Genomic DNA, 14,830 nt, shown 5'->3' on the forward strand with positions numbered 1-14,830 from the left:
ATCTGGTCCGCATACATCGTGATCTTCTTCCGCACATCCGGTTCGGCGAAGATCGCCTTCGTTTCGGACCGCTCGATGACGGGCACCGGATCGTCGTCCCCGGCGATCGTGTAGTCGAACACGGCCTTCGCCAAGCCTGCTTTGGTTCCGAAGATCTTGTAGACGCTTTCGGGTGCCACGCCGCCGCACTGGGCCACCGCTGTCACCGTCGTGGGGCGGTACCCGCGATCCTCGAACAAGTTCTGGGCCGCCCGCAGGATCGAGAGACGCGTCTGTTGCGCGCGTTCCCGGCGCCCCGACGCATCGTAGCGACGTTTCCCATTGACTTTCGGCATCGCGGGTCCATACTTGTATTTGGATACTGACTCACTGTATCCAATTCTTCACTCAACGGCAGGGAGAGCCGCCGTGAACATCAATCATTCCATTTCGGCCCCATCCGTCCCGGACGTCGCCGACACGACCTCCTCCACGGAGAACAAGTCCGTCGCTGCGCGCTTCATGCACATGATGGCCGACGGTGATCGCGATACTTTCGACCGGCTCGTGGCCCCCGAGGCGATCAACCGTGAGTCCCGGACCGAGCCGCCCGCAGCGAGAGTCCCAGGTCCGGACGGGTTCTACGCCACCGCCCTGTGGCTGCGTGAAGCCTTCGGCGACTTCCGCCACGAAGTCGTCCACGCCGTGGAGGAGGACGACGTCGTCGTCCTCGACACCGTCATGACGGCCCGGCACGTCGGGCCGTTCGTGACCTACGACGAGCGTGGCCGGGTCGATCAAGTCTTCGCGCCGACCGGCAAGAGTTTCGCGGTGCATCAAACCCACTGGCTGCGCATCGCCGATGGCAAACTCGTCGAGCACTGGGCGGATCGCGACGACCTGGGCATGGCCCGGCAAGCCGGTTGGATCCCTCCGACCCCGGCCGGAATGATCCGGAACGCGCTCGCAAAACACAAGGCGCACAAGGAAACAGCACACAGTGCGTGAGTGGCTGTGCGCTGCTCCCCGGCGGCTACGCCGACGTCGCGGCGCCGTCCCTGCTCAGCGCACCGAGCACCTCGTCGGTGTGCTCGCCGTGCGCGGGCGGCGCCGACCCGAGTCGCGGACGTTCGCCGGCGAAACTGACCGGAAAGCCGATCTGGTGCAACGGCCCTGACGGGTGATCGACCGTGCCGATCATCCCGATCGCCTCGGTGTGCGGGTCGTCGTAGATCTCGTCCAGGTGGCGGATCGCTGATACCGGCACACCGTGCTGCTCGAGGACCGCAATCCAGTGCTCGACCGTCCCGTCCGCGAACGCGTCCGTCAGTTCCTTTTCGAGCAGTTCCCGGTTCTCGACCCGATCGCGATTGCGGTAGAACTCGGTGCGCTCGGCCAGGTCGGGACGGCCGATCGCGGTGCACAACCGGTCCCACAGTCCGTCGTTGCCGACCGCGACGACGAAATAGCCGTCCTGTGCTGGAAATGCCTGATACGGAGCGAGATTCGGGTGTGCGGAACCGAGCGCGTGCGGCCGCTTGCCGTCGGCGAACCAGTTCGTCGCCCAGTTCACGTGCATCGCGAGCTGGCATTCGAACAGGGACGTCGTCACGTACTGGCCGCGTCCGGTCCGGGCCCGCTCGACGAGGGCGGCGAGCACCCCGATCGTGCCGAACAGGGCAGCGCCCAGATCGCCCATCGCGTACCCGGACTTCATCGGCGGGCCGCCGGGTTCACCGGTCAGGGACATGAGCCCACCGGCGGCCTGCGCGACCATGTCGTAGCCCGGCTCGTCGCGCCGCGGACCCACCTCGCCGAACGCGGAGATGTGCAGCACAACCAGGTGCGGGTGACGTTCGGACAACGCGCGGTAGTCGAAGATCCGTTGCAGGCCGCTGCCGGGCCGGAAGTTCTCGACCACGACGTCGGCGTCCTCGAGCATGCGGTGCACGATCTCCTGCCCGGACTCCGACTTCAGATCGAGCGCCACCGACTTCTTCCCGCGGTTCACCGCCAGGTAGTAGGTGGCGTCGTCGCCGACGAACGGCGGACCCCACTGACGCGTCGGGTCACCGGCGTCGGGATGTTCGATCTTGACGACGTCCGCGCCGAGATCGGCGAACGACATCGTCGCGTACGGTCCCGCGAGGATCTTGGACAGGTCGACGACCTTGATCCCGGCGAGCGGGGCGGGGCCGGTGGGATACGTCATCGGGCTGCTCCTGTCAGGTCGGTCCGCGGTGCCGAGGCCCGCGCGGTCTCCGCGTCGACGGCGGTGCCGTCGACGATCGCCTCGAGGTGTTGCAGCGCAGTGGTATTCGTCTCCGATCGCAGGTCGGAGAGATACGCATTGGCGACGAGCAGCGACCGGTGGTCGCCGCAGCGGTCGATGCGGTGCGACGCGAGATCGTAGAGCTGCACGGCTGTGACCGCCCGGGCGAGCGCATCCGTGTAGCGCGCCATCTCGACCTGCGCGCGGGTATCGTCGCCGGCGAGCAGATCGTCGCCGGTTGCCGCGAGCGAGCCCCACAGGTCGGTGAGGATCTGCGCCCCGGGCCGGCAGTCCGGTGCGAGGGCGGCGAGCGTGGCCTGCATGGTCGCGGCGAGTGCGCGGTGTGCGTTCTGCTTGCGCATGCAGCGCAGGACGTCGAGCGCGATGACGTTCGACGAACCCTCCCAGATCGAACCGAGATGCGAGTCGCGGACCAGCCGGGCGAAGTCCCGCTCCTCGATGTAGCCGTTGCCGCCGCGGATTTCCATCGCCTCGCCGGTCACGCTCCGGGCCCTCTTGCAGACGTAGTGCTTGGCGATGGGGGTGAGGATCCGGATCAGGGTCGTGGCGTCCGCGTCGCCGGCGTCGGCGCGTTGCAGGCAGTCGGCGCTGTAGCCGATGACGGCGAGTGCGCCCTCGGCCTCGAGCAGCAGCGGCAGCAGGGTTGCGCGCATGAGCGGCTGGTCGAAGAGGGGCTTGCCGAAGACGTCGCGGACGGCGCGGCGCATCAGCCCGGCCGACCGCATCGCGTTCGACAACCGCGAGGTGTTGAGCATTTCCGTCATCTGCCGGAACCCGCGGTCGAGCTCGCCGACCTGCAGCGCGTAGGCGCCGTGCAGGGTGACCTCCCCGCTCGGCATCGACCTCGTGCCCAGCTTGTCCTTCAGTCGATCGATCGTGTACGAGTTGCGGTCGCCGTTCGGAAGATGCTTGGGCACCATGAACATTCCGACGCCGCGGGTCGAGGCCGGATCTCCACCGGGGAATCGTGCGAGGGTGATGATCACGTCGGCGTCCGGGTTGGACGCGAACCACTTCCGGCCGGTCAGGCGCCATCCTGTCTCGGTACGCTCGGCACGGGTATCGGTCTGTGCGATGTCGGTGCCGGCCTGGGTTTCGGTCATGAACATCGCGCCGGTCAACCGGTCCGGTCCGGTCGAGGTGAGCCCGTCGATCCAGATGTCGAACACGTCCGGATCCCCGAACATCCGCAGCGTGCGGGCGGCGGCGTCGGTCATCGACACCGGGCACGCGAGGCCGAACTCCGCCTGGACGAACAGATACGACGCGAGGTACTTCACGACGTGCGGGGGAGTGCGGTCCCAGCCGTGGACGGGCCGGTGCGAGAGGGCGGACAGTCCGTACTCGCCGAACGCCGCCTCACACAGTTCCAGGTAGGCGGGGTGGTAGTCGATCCGGTCGATGCGGTTCCCGTCGGCGTCGAATTGGCGAAGTACGGGCGGATTCTTGTCGGCGACCGCCGCGAGCCGGACGAGACGATCGGCGGTGTCGGCACCCAACCGGTCCAGTAGTGCATCGGTGTTCGTGCGGTCCGCGTCGTCGATCCACCGGTCAACGACGGCCCGGAGCGCGGGGTCGCGGTGCGCGTAGTTCATGGAATTCCCTTCGGCTCGAGGATCGTCTCCACTGTCACCCGCCACACCATGTAGAGTCCAAGACTTAATCGATCGATATTCATATCCAGAACCACACAATGCGGGGTGACGTGGACATTCGTCAGATCCAGGCGTTCCTGGCGGTCGCCGAAGAATTGCACTTCGGGCGCGCGGCCGAGCGGCTGCACATCGCGCAGCCGCCGCTGAGCCAGACCATCCGGTCCCTCGAACGCGAACTCGGCGTCGAACTCTTCGCGCGCACGACGCGGTCGGTGCGGCTCACGGCGGCCGGTTCGGCGCTGATGGCCCCGGCACGCATCATCGAGACGCAACTGAAGGTGTGCCGGACGGTGACGCGGGCGGCGGCGCTGGGGGAGACCGGCGTCGTCGGCATCGGATTCGGGGGCGCCGGCGGGTACGCCGTGCTCTCGGGACTGACCAACTCCGTCGCGGAGGCATATCCGGGCATCGCGCTCGAGCTGCGACCGCAGACGTACTCGGGGCAGGCGGTCGAGCTGATCCGCTCGAGCGCAATCGATCTCGGGATCGTGTCGCTACCGGTCGGCGGCGACCTGGAGACGCTGACCGTGCGCAGGGAGACGCTGCTCGCGGCGCTGCCCGTGCAGCACCGGCTCGCCGGCGCGGAACGGATCGCGATGCGCGAACTCGCCGCGGACCCGTTCGTGATGTATCCGTCGGCGCACGGCTCCCGCGTCCGGGAGGCGACGTTCGCGCTGTGCGCGCAGGCGGGGATCACCCCGCGGACGGTGCACGAGGCGCCCGACCCCTACAGCCTGCTCGCGCTCGTCGGTGCCGGGCTCGGGGTGGCCGTCGTCGTCGACTCCACCACGCACGTGCGGGTGGACGGCGTGGTCTACCGGCCGATCGAGGACGAGGTGCCGCCACTCGAGATCGCGATGGCCTGGCGCGCCGACAATCCGAACCCGGCGGCCCACCGGGTCGTCGCCGTGCTCCGGGACATGGACCTCCCGTAGGTTCCCGGCTTGGTACGGTCTCGGGCGGAGGTGACGCCTGTGGATACCGGCAGGATCGACGAACTCGTCCGGACCAGGATCGAGACGGTCGAAGAACTCGAAGCGGTCGTCGGGGTGCCCACGCCGGCGATCCTCGAGAAGCACACGACGTTCACGACGCCGCTGATGCGCGAGTACATCGAGCAGGCGCGATTCTTCGTGCTCGCAACCTCCGACGCGGACGGCAACTGCGACTGCTCGCCGCGCGGGGACCTGATCAGCAAGGTGCTGTTCCCCGACGACAAGACCCTCGTGCTCCCGGACCGCCCCGGCAACCGGCGGGCCGACTCCTACCGCAACATCCTCGAGAACCCGCACGTGGGAATCCTGTTCCTCGTACCCGGTGTCGACGAGGTGGTGCGCGTCAACGGCAGGGCGTCGCTGTCGTCCGATCCTGGCCTGCTGGCCGAGCTCGCGATGTCCGGCAAACCTGCGCAGCTCGCGGTGATCGTGCAGATCGACGAGGCCTATCTGCACTGCGCGCGGGCGATCCTGCGCGCCAAGCTGTGGGACCCCGAGACCTGGGTCGAGCCCGAGTCGGTGCCGTCGCTGCGCGACATCCTCGCCGAGCAGCACAACCTGAAGCACGAGGACCTCGAGCCGGCCCGGCAGGAGCGCTACCGGGCCGAGCTCTACTGAGAAACCGAGCTCTGCCGAGAACCGACTACCGGACTCCTCGGATCACTGCACCCGTTCGGCGAGCAGCGGAACGAGCTCATCGAGCGCGAACGGCACCGACAGCGCCGAATTCGTCGAGAACGCGGCGGAGATGTCCGAGTCGCTGCCGAGCACCAGGAACCGGCCGTCCTCCACCGCCGGGATCTGCTGGAACAGCACATTGTTCGTCACTTCCTCCGACGGCATGTAGATCGGCAGGACGATCAGCATGTCCGCGTCGAGAAGGTTCAGGTTCTCCTCGGAGACCGGGATGAAGAAGCTGTCCGTCTCGGTGGCCTGCACCTGCGGGTTGTTCACGAACCCGAGTTCGGTCAGAAAATCGACCCGGGAGTCGCCGACGACGTAGGCGCCCCAGCCGTCGGACGTGTAGGCCGCGACCGTGACGGTCTTGCCGGCGAACTCGGGGTTCTCGGCGGCGGCCGCCGCGAAGTCCGCGTCGATCTGCGACAGCAGCTCCTCGCCCTTCTCCGGCACGCCGAGTGCCGTCGCGACCGACGTCACCTGATCGTCGAGGGAGGTCAGATAGGCGTCACTGCCCTCGGGCACGCCGACGGTCGTCGCGATCTTCGACAGCGACTCGTACCGGGCCGGGTCGCCGGAACTCTTGGTGTCGAGGATCAGATCCGGGGTCACCGCCGCGAGCATCTCGTAGGACGGCTCGAGCGTGCCGATGAGCTCGGGCGACGACGTGTACAGCCCCTCCGCCCACGGGCCGACGCCGTCGCCCCCGAACGCGAGCCAGTCACTGGCAGCGACCGGCTGAACCCCGAGCGCGAGTGCGGTCTCGGCGTCACCCCAGCCGAGCGCGGCGACCCGTTCGGGCTGCGCATCGATGGTGACGTCCCCGAACTTGGTGGTGACGGTCGCGGGAAATGCGCCGGAGCCGGTACCGGAGTCGGATTCGGCTCCGGTGTCGTTCGAGCCGCACGCCGTCAGAGCGAGGGCGGTGGCGGTGACGCTGGCGGTGAGCAGCGCGGCGGATCGACGCTTCATGGATTTCCTCGACTCGTGTGCACGGCAGTTCGATGAGGCAACCCTAACCTGCGTGCGGTTCCGAGGGTGCCCGGGGCGCGGACCGCGGCGCATCGTCTATATGTGTGGAATGGAAAATTCGAGCATCGTGTGCGAAGCAGGGGGACTGCTCGAAGCCCCGCTCGTGCAAGCAGACGGATCCGTGCTGTTCGCCGACACCACCACCGGTGGCGTGTACCGCTGGAACTCCTCCGGGACGCGGACGGTCGTCGAGCGCCGCCGCGGGATCGGCGGGCTCGCCGCACACGCCGACGGGGGCCTTCTCGTCAGCGGACGCGACCTCGCGTACGCCCGTGACGGCGAGACCGTCACGATCCTCGCGCCGGACGGCGCCACCGGAATCAACGACATCGCGGTCACCGCGGACGGGTCACTGCTCGCCGGCGTGCTGCGCCATCGTCCCGCGCTCGGCGAGTCCGCACCGCCGAGTGAACTGGTGAAGATCGCACCGGATGGATCCGTGCGCGTCGTCGCCGACGACCTGTTGTGGCCCAACGGGATCGGGTTCTCACCCGACGGGGCGACCACCTACGTCAGCGAGTACGCGGCGTCGCGGGTGCGCAGGTTCGACGGGGAATCGACGGCGGTGTTCGCCGAGGCTCCGCGCGGTGAATGCGACGGACTCGCCGTCGATGTCGAGGGCGGTGTGTGGGTGGCGCTCGGCAGCGGTGGGGGCATCGCCCGATTCACTCCGGCCGGTCAGCTGGACGAAATCGTCGACCTGGACGGTCGTTTCGTGTCGTCGCTGGCCTTCGCCGGCACGAGCATCTACGTCACGACGGCGGGCGCCCTGCTGCGTCTCGACGTCGGGGTCGCCGGTGTGCCCGTCTCCGAGGCGAAGGTTCCGACCGGCCGCATCCCGGGATGATCTCGGCGTGGTGGCGGCCGCGGTGAACGTCTCGAACGTTCGGTTCCCGAAGGTTCAGCGGGCGCGCAGCGCGGTCGCTGCGCCGGCGACGGCGGACGCGGCGCCGGCACCGGCCAGTCCGGTCAACATCGCCACCGCGACGGTCGCGGAGAAGGCGGTGCCGACCGCCGACTCGACGACGGCTCGGAAACCCGAGGTGCGAGGCGAGGGCGGGGCGTACTCGAGCACCGGCATCGGAAGGTGTGCTCCCGGGAGTCTGGTCGGCGCCACGGGCCGCGGTCGCCGATCGGTGCGGGTGTCGATGAAGTCGAGGGCGAAGGCGATCTCAGTCATGTCCGGGTCCTCCCCGTGTGCCGTCTCACATTGGTCTTCAGTGTTCCGGTCTTCGATCGCCGGGATGTGGCGTCGCTTTGAACACTGTGTTTCGGAATCGGATGTTTTCGGCAAACGACGCTCCGATTCCGTCCGCGCGTGACCGGTGAGTTTCGAACTCCGACAGCTTCGGGCCTTCCGCGTTGTGCGGCCTGGCCGGGAATTCGCGAATCGGCAGCCGCCGCTGGTATGTTCGTGCGCAGTGAACAACACATTGCAGCTTTGACGCAGACCTTCCGCGCTGGTGAGCCGCGCCTTCGTGCGGTGGTGATTCCGTGGGCCCCCGGAGGGAACCCGACACCGGGTTCCCGGCTCCCGCATGCATCGGAATCGTCTCTCGGAGCTCACTGTGATCACCTCATCGCCCTGTACATCCCTGACGTCGTCCGCACTCCGACCCGACACGTCGGAGGCGCACACGACGGAAACCGCGCTTGACCGCACCGACTTCCGGGCCGACTGCGGTCGCTGCTTCGCGTTGTGCTGCACGGCTTTCGGATTCTCGAGATCGGCGGACTTCGCCGAGGACAAGCCCGCCGGCTCCCCGTGCCGGCACCTCGATTCCGCGTTCGGATGCAGCATTCATCGAGCATTGCCGTCCAGGGGTTTTCGCGGATGCACCGTGTTCGACTGTTTCGGCGCGGGACAGGTCGTCTCGCAACGACTGTTCTCCGGGACGAGCTGGCGAGAACGCCCGGAGCTCCGGGACCGCATGTTCTCCGCGTTCAAGATCCTGAAACAGCTGCACGAGATGCTGTGGTACCTGCTCGAGGCGCAGGAACGTACCTATGATCCCGACACCGAGGACGAAATTCGGGAACTCGCCGATTTCCTCGTATCCCTGACTCGCGGTGACGTGGACGAACTGCTTTCGGCCGACATGGGCGATGTGCATGCCTCGGTGCGAGCCGTCCTGATGACCGTCAGTGCGCACGTGCGGGTTTCGTACTTCGCGGACGGCGGCCGTGTGCATCCGCGCATCGCCCCCGGTGCGGATCTGGCCGGAACGGACCTTCGTGCCTACCGGCTGTGTGGCGCCGACCTTCGGGGAGCGGTTCTGATCGGTGCCGACCTGAGAGGGTGCGATCTCGCCGGGGTCGATCTGATCGGTGCCGACCTGCGCGATGCCCGGTTGGAGGACGCCGATCTGTCCCTCGCTCTGTATCTCACCCAGCCGCAGATCAACGCCGCCCGGGGCAATGAAAGAACGCGAATTTCCTCAGCGGTGTCGGTACCGACGGGTTGGTGCCGCGAGTAGTCGGTGAGGCCTCGGGCGCCGCACGAGGACGAGGTCACGACTTCGGATTCGTGACCTCGTCCGTCCCGAGGACACGGGCAACGAACCCGTCCAGTCGATGGCGGAGGTTCTCGATCCGGGTCTCGGTGGGCAGTGAGCGCTCCGGCTGCGGGTCCGGTAGCGACATCAGGTTGCGCACGTAGAGCGAACAGTGGAAGTCCGTGCAGATGTACGTGCCGACACTGTTGCCCGCTTTCCCGGCGGGTCCGGCCTTGGCGGCAGTGAACAGGTTCGTGTCCGCGTTCCGCCGGGCGGACCGGCACAGATTGCACATCACCCCCCGTGCGCGGGACGGATCGGAGCCTGCGACGCGGAACTCGACACCGACGAATCCGTCCTCGCTCTCGCAGACCAGATACGCACGCTGCGGTGCCCGCGGGTCGATCCACCCGTAGAAGTCCAGGTCTTCCCACGGCGTCCGATCGAAGTCGTCCGGGAACGACACCGATTTGACTCTGCTGCGTGAGCTGTTGACGAAGCTGGCCGTGATCTCGCTTCTCGTCGGCTGCCTCACGTGTCCTCCTCCAGTTTATGAAACGATCGTAGTATAAACTCGGCGTCGTGGGACGCCCCAAGAACGACGCACGTCGACGTGAACTGCTCGCTGCCTCGGTCCGATATGCACAAGAGCGAGGCCTCTTCGGTCTGACGCTCCGGCCGCTCGCCGACGAACTGGGCACATCGACGCGGAACCTGCTGCATCACTTCGGCAGTCGGGAGGAACTGATATCCCGGATCGTCGACGAAGTCCTCACCGGTCAACTCGAGGCTTCACGCACACTGCTGTCCCGGATACGAACACTCGCGCCGGCAAGCGCCGCCGCGACCCCCACCGGGGTCGCAGACGTCATCGCGGACGGTCTCGAACTCGCATGGACCCAGGGAACGACTCCCGAGGGCCGGACTCGGATGGCGATGTTCTTCGAGATCTATGCCGCCTCGGCGCGAGACGACGATCTTCACGCAAGATTCGTCGTTCCCGTCGTGTCCGAATGGGTCACCCCGATGGTGCAGGCACTCGAAGCAGCCGGTGTTGCGGACTCGCGATCGCTTGCCCACCGCATCCTGGCTGTCCACCGAGGGCTTCTCCTTCAGGCCACGGTGTCGGGCCCCACCCCCGAAATCGAAAGCGCACACCGGGACGCCGTCGAGGCCATCCGAAACGAGATTGTTGCTCCGTGAAGGAGGTCGCGGCCATTGCCTGCGGGGGGAGCGGAGGAGCACTGTGGAATACAGGGAATCGACCGGCGGCGCCGCGTCGGCGCCGCCCTGACCGGAAGGGTGCCGATCGTGTATGCACGCTCGACCACAATTCATGCGCATCCGTCCTACATCGACGCCGGAATCAAGCACGTACGCGACACCGTGATGCCGGCGCTGACGGATATCGAGGGATGCATGGGAATGTCCCTGTTGATCGATCGCGACTCCGGCCGCTGCATCGCGACCAGTTCGTGGCGGGACGAGGAATCGTTGCGCGCGAGCGAGGGACCGGTGCGCGATCTGCGGGATGCCGCCGCCGAGATCTTCCACGGCACCACGGAGGTGTCGCGGTGGGAGATCGCGGTCATGCATCGTGACCACCACGCTGAGCGAGGGGCGTATTGCCGGGTCACGTGGGTCAAGACCGAGCCGTCCGACATGGACCGCGGCGTGGACCTGTGGAAGATGGCCGCACTGCCCAAGATGGAAGAACTTCCCGGTTTCTGCAGCGCCAGCCTGATGTTCGACCGCGCAGCCGGCCGCGGAGTGTCGTCGCTGACGTTCGACAGTAGAGAGGCGATGGAAGGCAACAGGGAACGTCTCGATGCCATCCGGGTCGAAACGGCACGGGAAGCGGGTGCCGAGGTCCTCGACACCTGCGAGTTCGAACTCGCCATTGCGCACCTGCACGTCCCGGAGATGGCGTGAACGATTAGGCGGCCGCGAAGGACGGCCCCGCCGAGTGCCGGCGGCCGTCGCAGCCGCCGGCACCACAACCACATCATCCGAGCCGTCCTCCCGAATCCGAGCGGAGGACAGCGGCAATCGCGCACCATGGTTCCGTGACCACACCCGACGAGGGCCGTCCCGCCCGAGCACCGCTGGTGCTCACATCGCTGATCCTCGTAGCGGCAGTTGCGAACCTCAATCTCGCCGTCGCCAACGTCGCGCTCCCCGACATCGGGAAGGCGTTCGACGCCAGCCAGACCGACCTGAACCTGATCGCGGTCGGCTATTCGGTGGGGTTGGCGGCGTCGGTGCTCTACCTGGGTGCGGTCGGCGACCGCTACGGCCGCAAGACCATGCTGATACTCGGCATGTCGTTGTCGGTGCCGGCGTCGCTCGTGGCCGGGTTCGCCCCGAACGTGGAGGTACTGTTCGCGGCGCGACTGCTCGGCGGTGTGTCCGCCGGTCTCGCCTTCCCGACGACGCTGGCCTTGATCACCGCGTTGTGGTCGGGTCCGGCGCGGACCCGCGCGATCGCGCTGTGGTCGTCGATCGGTGGCGGTCTCACCGCCCTCGGCCCACTCGTCGCCGGGGCCCTGCTCGAGGGGTTCTTCTGGGGGTCGGTGTTCCTGGTGACGATCCCGCTGGCGTTGCTGGCGCTGGCGCTGACGTGGGTACTCGTGCCGAGTCACGTCAACGAGTCCACCGATCCCGTCGACCATCTCGGCGGCATCGTCTCGGTCGTTCTGGTCGGTTCCCTGGTGCTCGGCATCAACTTCGTACCCGTCGACGGGCTGCAGACCGTCGCCGTGTCCGCGCTGGTGATCGCATTCGCCTCCGCAATCGCCTTCGTGTTCCGACAACTTCGGGCGCACAATCCGCTGTTCGATCTGCAGGTCGCGCGGCGGCGCATCTTCTGGGTCGCCGCGGTCGCGGGCATCATCGTCTTCGGCACGTTGATGGGCACGATGTACATCAGTCAGCAGTATCTGCAGAACGTGCTGGGGTATTCGACGCTGGCGGCCGGTTCGGCGGCGCTGCCCGCGGCGCTGGTGATGGTGCTGGTCGCACCGCACTCGGCGAAACTCGTCGAATCGCGGGGTTCGCGGTTCACCCTGCTGTCCGGATACGTGGCGATCGTGGTGGGACTGGTCGTCGCGCTGGTGTTGTGGGACGAGGATGCGCACTACTGGATAGTGGCGCTCGGGTACATGTGTCTCGGTGCCGGGGTGGGTCTCGCGGGGACACCGGCGTCGCATTCGCTGACCGGTTCGGTGCCGGTGGCGCGGGCCGGTATGGCCTCGGGTACCGCGGACCTGCAACGCGACCTCGGCGGGGCGATCGTGCAGTCGATTCTCGGTGCGCTGCTCACCGCCGGGTACACGGCGTCGTTCACGTCCACCATCGCCGCGAGCCCGCAGGCGTCGTCGGTCAGCGAGCAGACGCAGGTCGCCCTGGAGAAGTCGTTCGCGGGCGCCGTGAACATCGCCGAGACGTATCCGCAGTACGCGCAGCAGATCCTCGCGGCGGCCCGGTCGGCGTTCCTCGACGGCGACACCCGCGCGTATGCCGCCGCGATCGGGATCGTGCTGATCGGAGCGGCACTGGTGTTCTTCGTGTTCCCCAAGCGTGATGCGGAGACCGCACTGCTGGAGCGGTATGCGGCCGAGGACGCGGAGACCGGGGACAGGGAGAGCAGGGCCGCGGAGACCGGGGACAGGGCGATCGGGGACGCAGGGTAGAAAACCGGGCACACTGTTCCTTCGAGAGGATCCGATCGTCGCCCGGGGTGATCACCGGCCGAAGCGAGGTTTCGTGTGGGGAATGTTCCGTTCGTATTTCGTGCGGACGGCGTCGCCGTGCTCGTCGCGTGCACCGAGAACAGCTGTGGTGGAATCGGGCCGTCGTCGTTCGGCGGGAGGATTTCATGGGCATCAGGGTCGCACTGGAACATCGGACGGAATTCCAGGACGCTTTCGGCAATTTCCTTGCCGGCGTGGTCTTCCCGGAGCGCGCCGGGAAGCTGTCGATCACCGTCGGACTCGTGGCCGACATGGAAGTGATCACCCCTTCGACTTCTTCATCGAGGACTACGCCGAATACTTCGGGTGGGAGTACCCACCGGAACTCGCGGCCGACCTCGAGCCGTACCTGCGCCCGGTGGACGAGGGCGAACCCGGCTCGGGACCCGGTGAGCTCGTCCGAAGTGGTTGAAGGACTTTCATATTCCCGACGAGATCCGCACCGTCGATGTGCTCGTGTCGCTCAATCGGGCACTCGAACGCGACATCGAATACAGCGTCCGGATGGAGCCGGGAGTGCAGAGCCCCGACCACACCCTCGCGACCGCGGTCGGCTCGTGCCGCGACTCGGCGTGGCTGATGGTGTCGGTGCTGCGGCAACTCGGTCTCGCCGCCCGGTTCGTGTCCGGATACCTGGTCCAGCTCACCGCCGACCAGCCGGCCCTCGACGGTCCCAGCGGCCCCGCCGCCGACTTCACCGACCTGCACGCCTGGGCGGAGGTGTACGTGCCGGGCGCCGGCTGGATCGGGCTCGACCCCACCTCCGGGCTGTTCGCGGGGGAGGGGCACATTCCGCTCTCCGCTGCCCCGCACCCGGTGTCGGCGGCGGCGATCACCGGTGCCACCGGGAAATGCACCGCGACCCTGACGTTCTCGAACACCGTCACGCGCATCCGGGAGGATCCGCGGGTCACGTTGCCCTACACCGACGAACAGTGGGAACGCATCTGTGCTTCGGGCGCCGCACTGGACGCCCGCACCGCCGCCGCGGACGTGCGGCTGACGGTCGGCGGGGAGCCGACATTCGTGTCGATCGACCGCTACGGCGACCCGGAGTGGACCACCGAAGCCGACGGAACCGACAAACGTGAACGTGCCTCGGACCTCGCCGAGCGGCTGCGCCGCATCTACGCGCCGACCGGCCTGGTGATGCGCAGCCAGGGCAAGTGGTATCCGGGAGAGGCGTTGCCGCGCTGGCAGATCGCGCTGTTCTGGCGCGAGGACGGCGGCGCGCTGTGGAACGACCCCGCGCTGCTCGTCGACCCGTGGGATCCGGCGAACCCGCCGTCCGCGCAGCCCGCCGACGCCGAGCATCTCGCCGTCGAGCTCGCCACCCGGCTCGGATTGCAGCCGGATGTGGTGCAGCCCGCGTACGAGGACGCGCTCGCGCGGCTGCACCGCTGGGTGCGGCTGCCGGCCGGCCCGCCCCTGGACCCCGCCGAGGAACTGCCACCCGACGACGATTCCCCCGACGCACGCCGCGCTCTGCTCGACAGGCTCGAACGATCCGTCACCGACCCGGCCGCGTGGGTGATCCCGCTGCAGCGCCGAGACGACGACACCGGGTGGCAGAGCGGACGGTGGACGATGCGCCGCGGCCGCATCGTCCTCGTCGAGGGCGATTCTCCGGCCGGGCTGCGCCTGCCCATCCGCTCGGTGAGCTGGGAGGAACCGGACCCACTGTTCGAAGCCGATCCACTTCACGACCGGCCACCGCTGCTGTTCCAGCCGGCGCCGCCACCCGCACCGACTGCCGTCGCGTCGCCGACCGTCGGTATTCCCACCGCGCTGGTCACCGAGGTGCGCGACGACGCACTGCACGTGTTCCTGCCGCCCCTGGGTGCACTCGAACACTTCTACGACCTGATCGCCACCGTCGAGCAGGCCTGCGCCGCGCGGCTGACCACCGAGTCCTTCGACGTCGACGGCACCCACACCGGCACCGGCGGCG

14 protein-coding genes and 1 pseudogene are annotated in these 14,830 nt (G+C 67.8%); 9 read left to right on the forward strand and 6 right to left on the reverse strand.

All coding sequences use genetic code 11. The features are described 5' to 3' along the window. Nucleotides 1–335, reverse strand: a 335-nt coding sequence (locus I0Q12_RS05715) for a TetR/AcrR family transcriptional regulator (protein WP_197251022.1), incomplete at its 3' end; no start/stop codon positions are given. A 166-nt stretch (nucleotides 336–501) separates the two neighbouring features. Here I0Q12_RS05715 and I0Q12_RS05720 point away from each other — a divergent pair. Further along, complete coding sequence (locus I0Q12_RS05720) at nucleotides 502–987, forward strand: ester cyclase (RefSeq protein WP_197251038.1); 486 nt, start codon at nucleotides 502–504, stop codon at nucleotides 985–987. Between the two features lie 25 nt (nucleotides 988–1,012). Here the strand turns inward: I0Q12_RS05720 and I0Q12_RS05725 are convergent, their stop codons facing one another. Beyond that, a complete protein-coding gene (locus I0Q12_RS05725; protein WP_197251023.1) occupies nucleotides 1,013–2,191 on the reverse strand; it encodes a CaiB/BaiF CoA-transferase family protein in 1,179 nt (392 codons plus the stop codon). Further along, nucleotides 2,188–3,867, reverse strand: coding sequence for an acyl-CoA dehydrogenase family protein (locus I0Q12_RS05730; protein WP_197251024.1), 1,680 nt, complete (start codon nucleotides 3,865–3,867; stop codon nucleotides 2,188–2,190). The genes I0Q12_RS05725 and I0Q12_RS05730 overlap by 4 nt, the downstream gene beginning before the upstream one ends. Before the next feature lie 110 nt (nucleotides 3,868–3,977). On the opposite strand from I0Q12_RS05730, the gene I0Q12_RS05735 reads away from it, so the two are divergent. Together I0Q12_RS05735 and I0Q12_RS05740 are read left to right on the forward strand one after the other, a co-directional pair. Further along, complete coding sequence (locus tag I0Q12_RS05735) at nucleotides 3,978–4,862, forward strand: LysR family transcriptional regulator (RefSeq protein ID WP_197251025.1); 885 nt, start codon at nucleotides 3,978–3,980, stop codon at nucleotides 4,860–4,862. A 39-nt stretch (nucleotides 4,863–4,901) separates the two neighbouring features. Next, on the forward strand, nucleotides 4,902–5,540 hold the full coding sequence (locus I0Q12_RS05740) for a pyridoxamine 5'-phosphate oxidase family protein (RefSeq protein ID WP_197251026.1): 639 nt from the start codon (nucleotides 4,902–4,904) through the stop codon (nucleotides 5,538–5,540). A gap of 42 nt (nucleotides 5,541–5,582) precedes the next feature. Here I0Q12_RS05740 and I0Q12_RS05745 read toward each other — a convergent pair whose 3' ends face one another. After that, the gene (locus I0Q12_RS05745) at nucleotides 5,583–6,572 is read right to left on the reverse strand and encodes an iron-siderophore ABC transporter substrate-binding protein (protein WP_197251027.1); all 990 of its coding nucleotides are present in this window, start codon (nucleotides 6,570–6,572) and stop codon (nucleotides 5,583–5,585) included. 109 nt (nucleotides 6,573–6,681) lie between these two features. On the opposite strand from I0Q12_RS05745, the gene I0Q12_RS05750 reads away from it, so the two are divergent. Further along, nucleotides 6,682–7,479, forward strand: coding sequence for an SMP-30/gluconolactonase/LRE family protein (locus I0Q12_RS05750; protein WP_197251028.1), 798 nt, complete (start codon nucleotides 6,682–6,684; stop codon nucleotides 7,477–7,479). A gap of 54 nt (nucleotides 7,480–7,533) precedes the next feature. Here the strand turns inward: I0Q12_RS05750 and I0Q12_RS05755 are convergent, their stop codons facing one another. After that, entirely contained in the window at nucleotides 7,534–7,812 is a 279-nt protein-coding gene (locus tag I0Q12_RS05755) for a hypothetical protein (protein ID WP_197251029.1), read from the reverse strand. Nucleotides 7,813–8,473: 661 nt separating this feature from the next. Here I0Q12_RS05755 and I0Q12_RS32070 point away from each other — a divergent pair. Continuing rightward, nucleotides 8,474–9,109 carry a pentapeptide repeat-containing protein gene (locus I0Q12_RS32070; protein WP_307846048.1) on the forward strand — a complete coding sequence of 212 codons (636 nt, stop codon included), beginning with the start codon at nucleotides 8,474–8,476 and terminating at the stop codon, nucleotides 9,107–9,109. Between the two features lie 34 nt (nucleotides 9,110–9,143). Here I0Q12_RS32070 and I0Q12_RS05765 read toward each other — a convergent pair whose 3' ends face one another. Beyond that, nucleotides 9,144–9,662 carry an FBP domain-containing protein gene (locus tag I0Q12_RS05765; protein ID WP_197251031.1) on the reverse strand — a complete coding sequence of 173 codons (519 nt, stop codon included), beginning with the start codon at nucleotides 9,660–9,662 and terminating at the stop codon, nucleotides 9,144–9,146. 47 nt (nucleotides 9,663–9,709) lie between these two features. Here I0Q12_RS05765 and I0Q12_RS05770 point away from each other — a divergent pair, with 47 nt between their 5' ends. From I0Q12_RS05770 to I0Q12_RS32075, 4 genes and pseudogenes are all read left to right on the forward strand, one after another. Continuing rightward, nucleotides 9,710–10,330, forward strand: a complete 621-nt coding sequence (locus I0Q12_RS05770; protein ID WP_197251032.1) for a TetR/AcrR family transcriptional regulator — start codon at nucleotides 9,710–9,712, stop codon at nucleotides 10,328–10,330. Between the two features lie 99 nt (nucleotides 10,331–10,429). After that, entirely contained in the window at nucleotides 10,430–11,059 is a 630-nt protein-coding gene (locus I0Q12_RS05775; protein WP_197251039.1) for a hypothetical protein, read from the forward strand. A gap of 134 nt (nucleotides 11,060–11,193) precedes the next feature. Continuing rightward, nucleotides 11,194–12,819 carry an MFS transporter gene (locus I0Q12_RS05780; protein ID WP_197251033.1) on the forward strand — a complete coding sequence of 542 codons (1,626 nt, stop codon included), beginning with the start codon at nucleotides 11,194–11,196 and terminating at the stop codon, nucleotides 12,817–12,819. A gap of 185 nt (nucleotides 12,820–13,004) precedes the next feature. After that, nucleotides 13,005–14,830: pseudogene (locus I0Q12_RS32075) on the forward strand (transglutaminase family protein); the annotation flags it as partial.

It is taken from the genome of Rhodococcus sp. CX, from assembly GCF_015865005.1.
Classification (GTDB): Bacteria; Actinomycetota; Actinomycetes; order Mycobacteriales; family Mycobacteriaceae; genus Rhodococcus.

Bases quoted from the DNA above. Each gene is read 5' to 3' on its own strand.
- I0Q12_RS05730 (WP_197251024.1), bottom strand. From the start codon at position 3,867: ATGAACTACGCGCACCGCGACCCCGCGCTCCGGGCCGTCGTTGACCGG.
- I0Q12_RS05750 (WP_197251028.1), top strand. From the start codon at position 6,682: ATGGAAAATTCGAGCATCGTGTGCGAAGCAGGGGGACTGCTCGAAGCC.
- I0Q12_RS05725 (WP_197251023.1), bottom strand. From the start codon at position 2,191: ATGACGTATCCCACCGGCCCCGCCCCGCTCGCCGGGATCAAGGTCGTC.
- I0Q12_RS05755 (WP_197251029.1), bottom strand. From the start codon at position 7,812: ATGACTGAGATCGCCTTCGCCCTCGACTTCATCGACACCCGCACCGAT.
- I0Q12_RS05720 (WP_197251038.1), top strand. From the start codon at position 502: ATGCACATGATGGCCGACGGTGATCGCGATACTTTCGACCGGCTCGTG.
- I0Q12_RS05745 (WP_197251027.1), bottom strand. From the start codon at position 6,572: ATGAAGCGTCGATCCGCCGCGCTGCTCACCGCCAGCGTCACCGCCACC.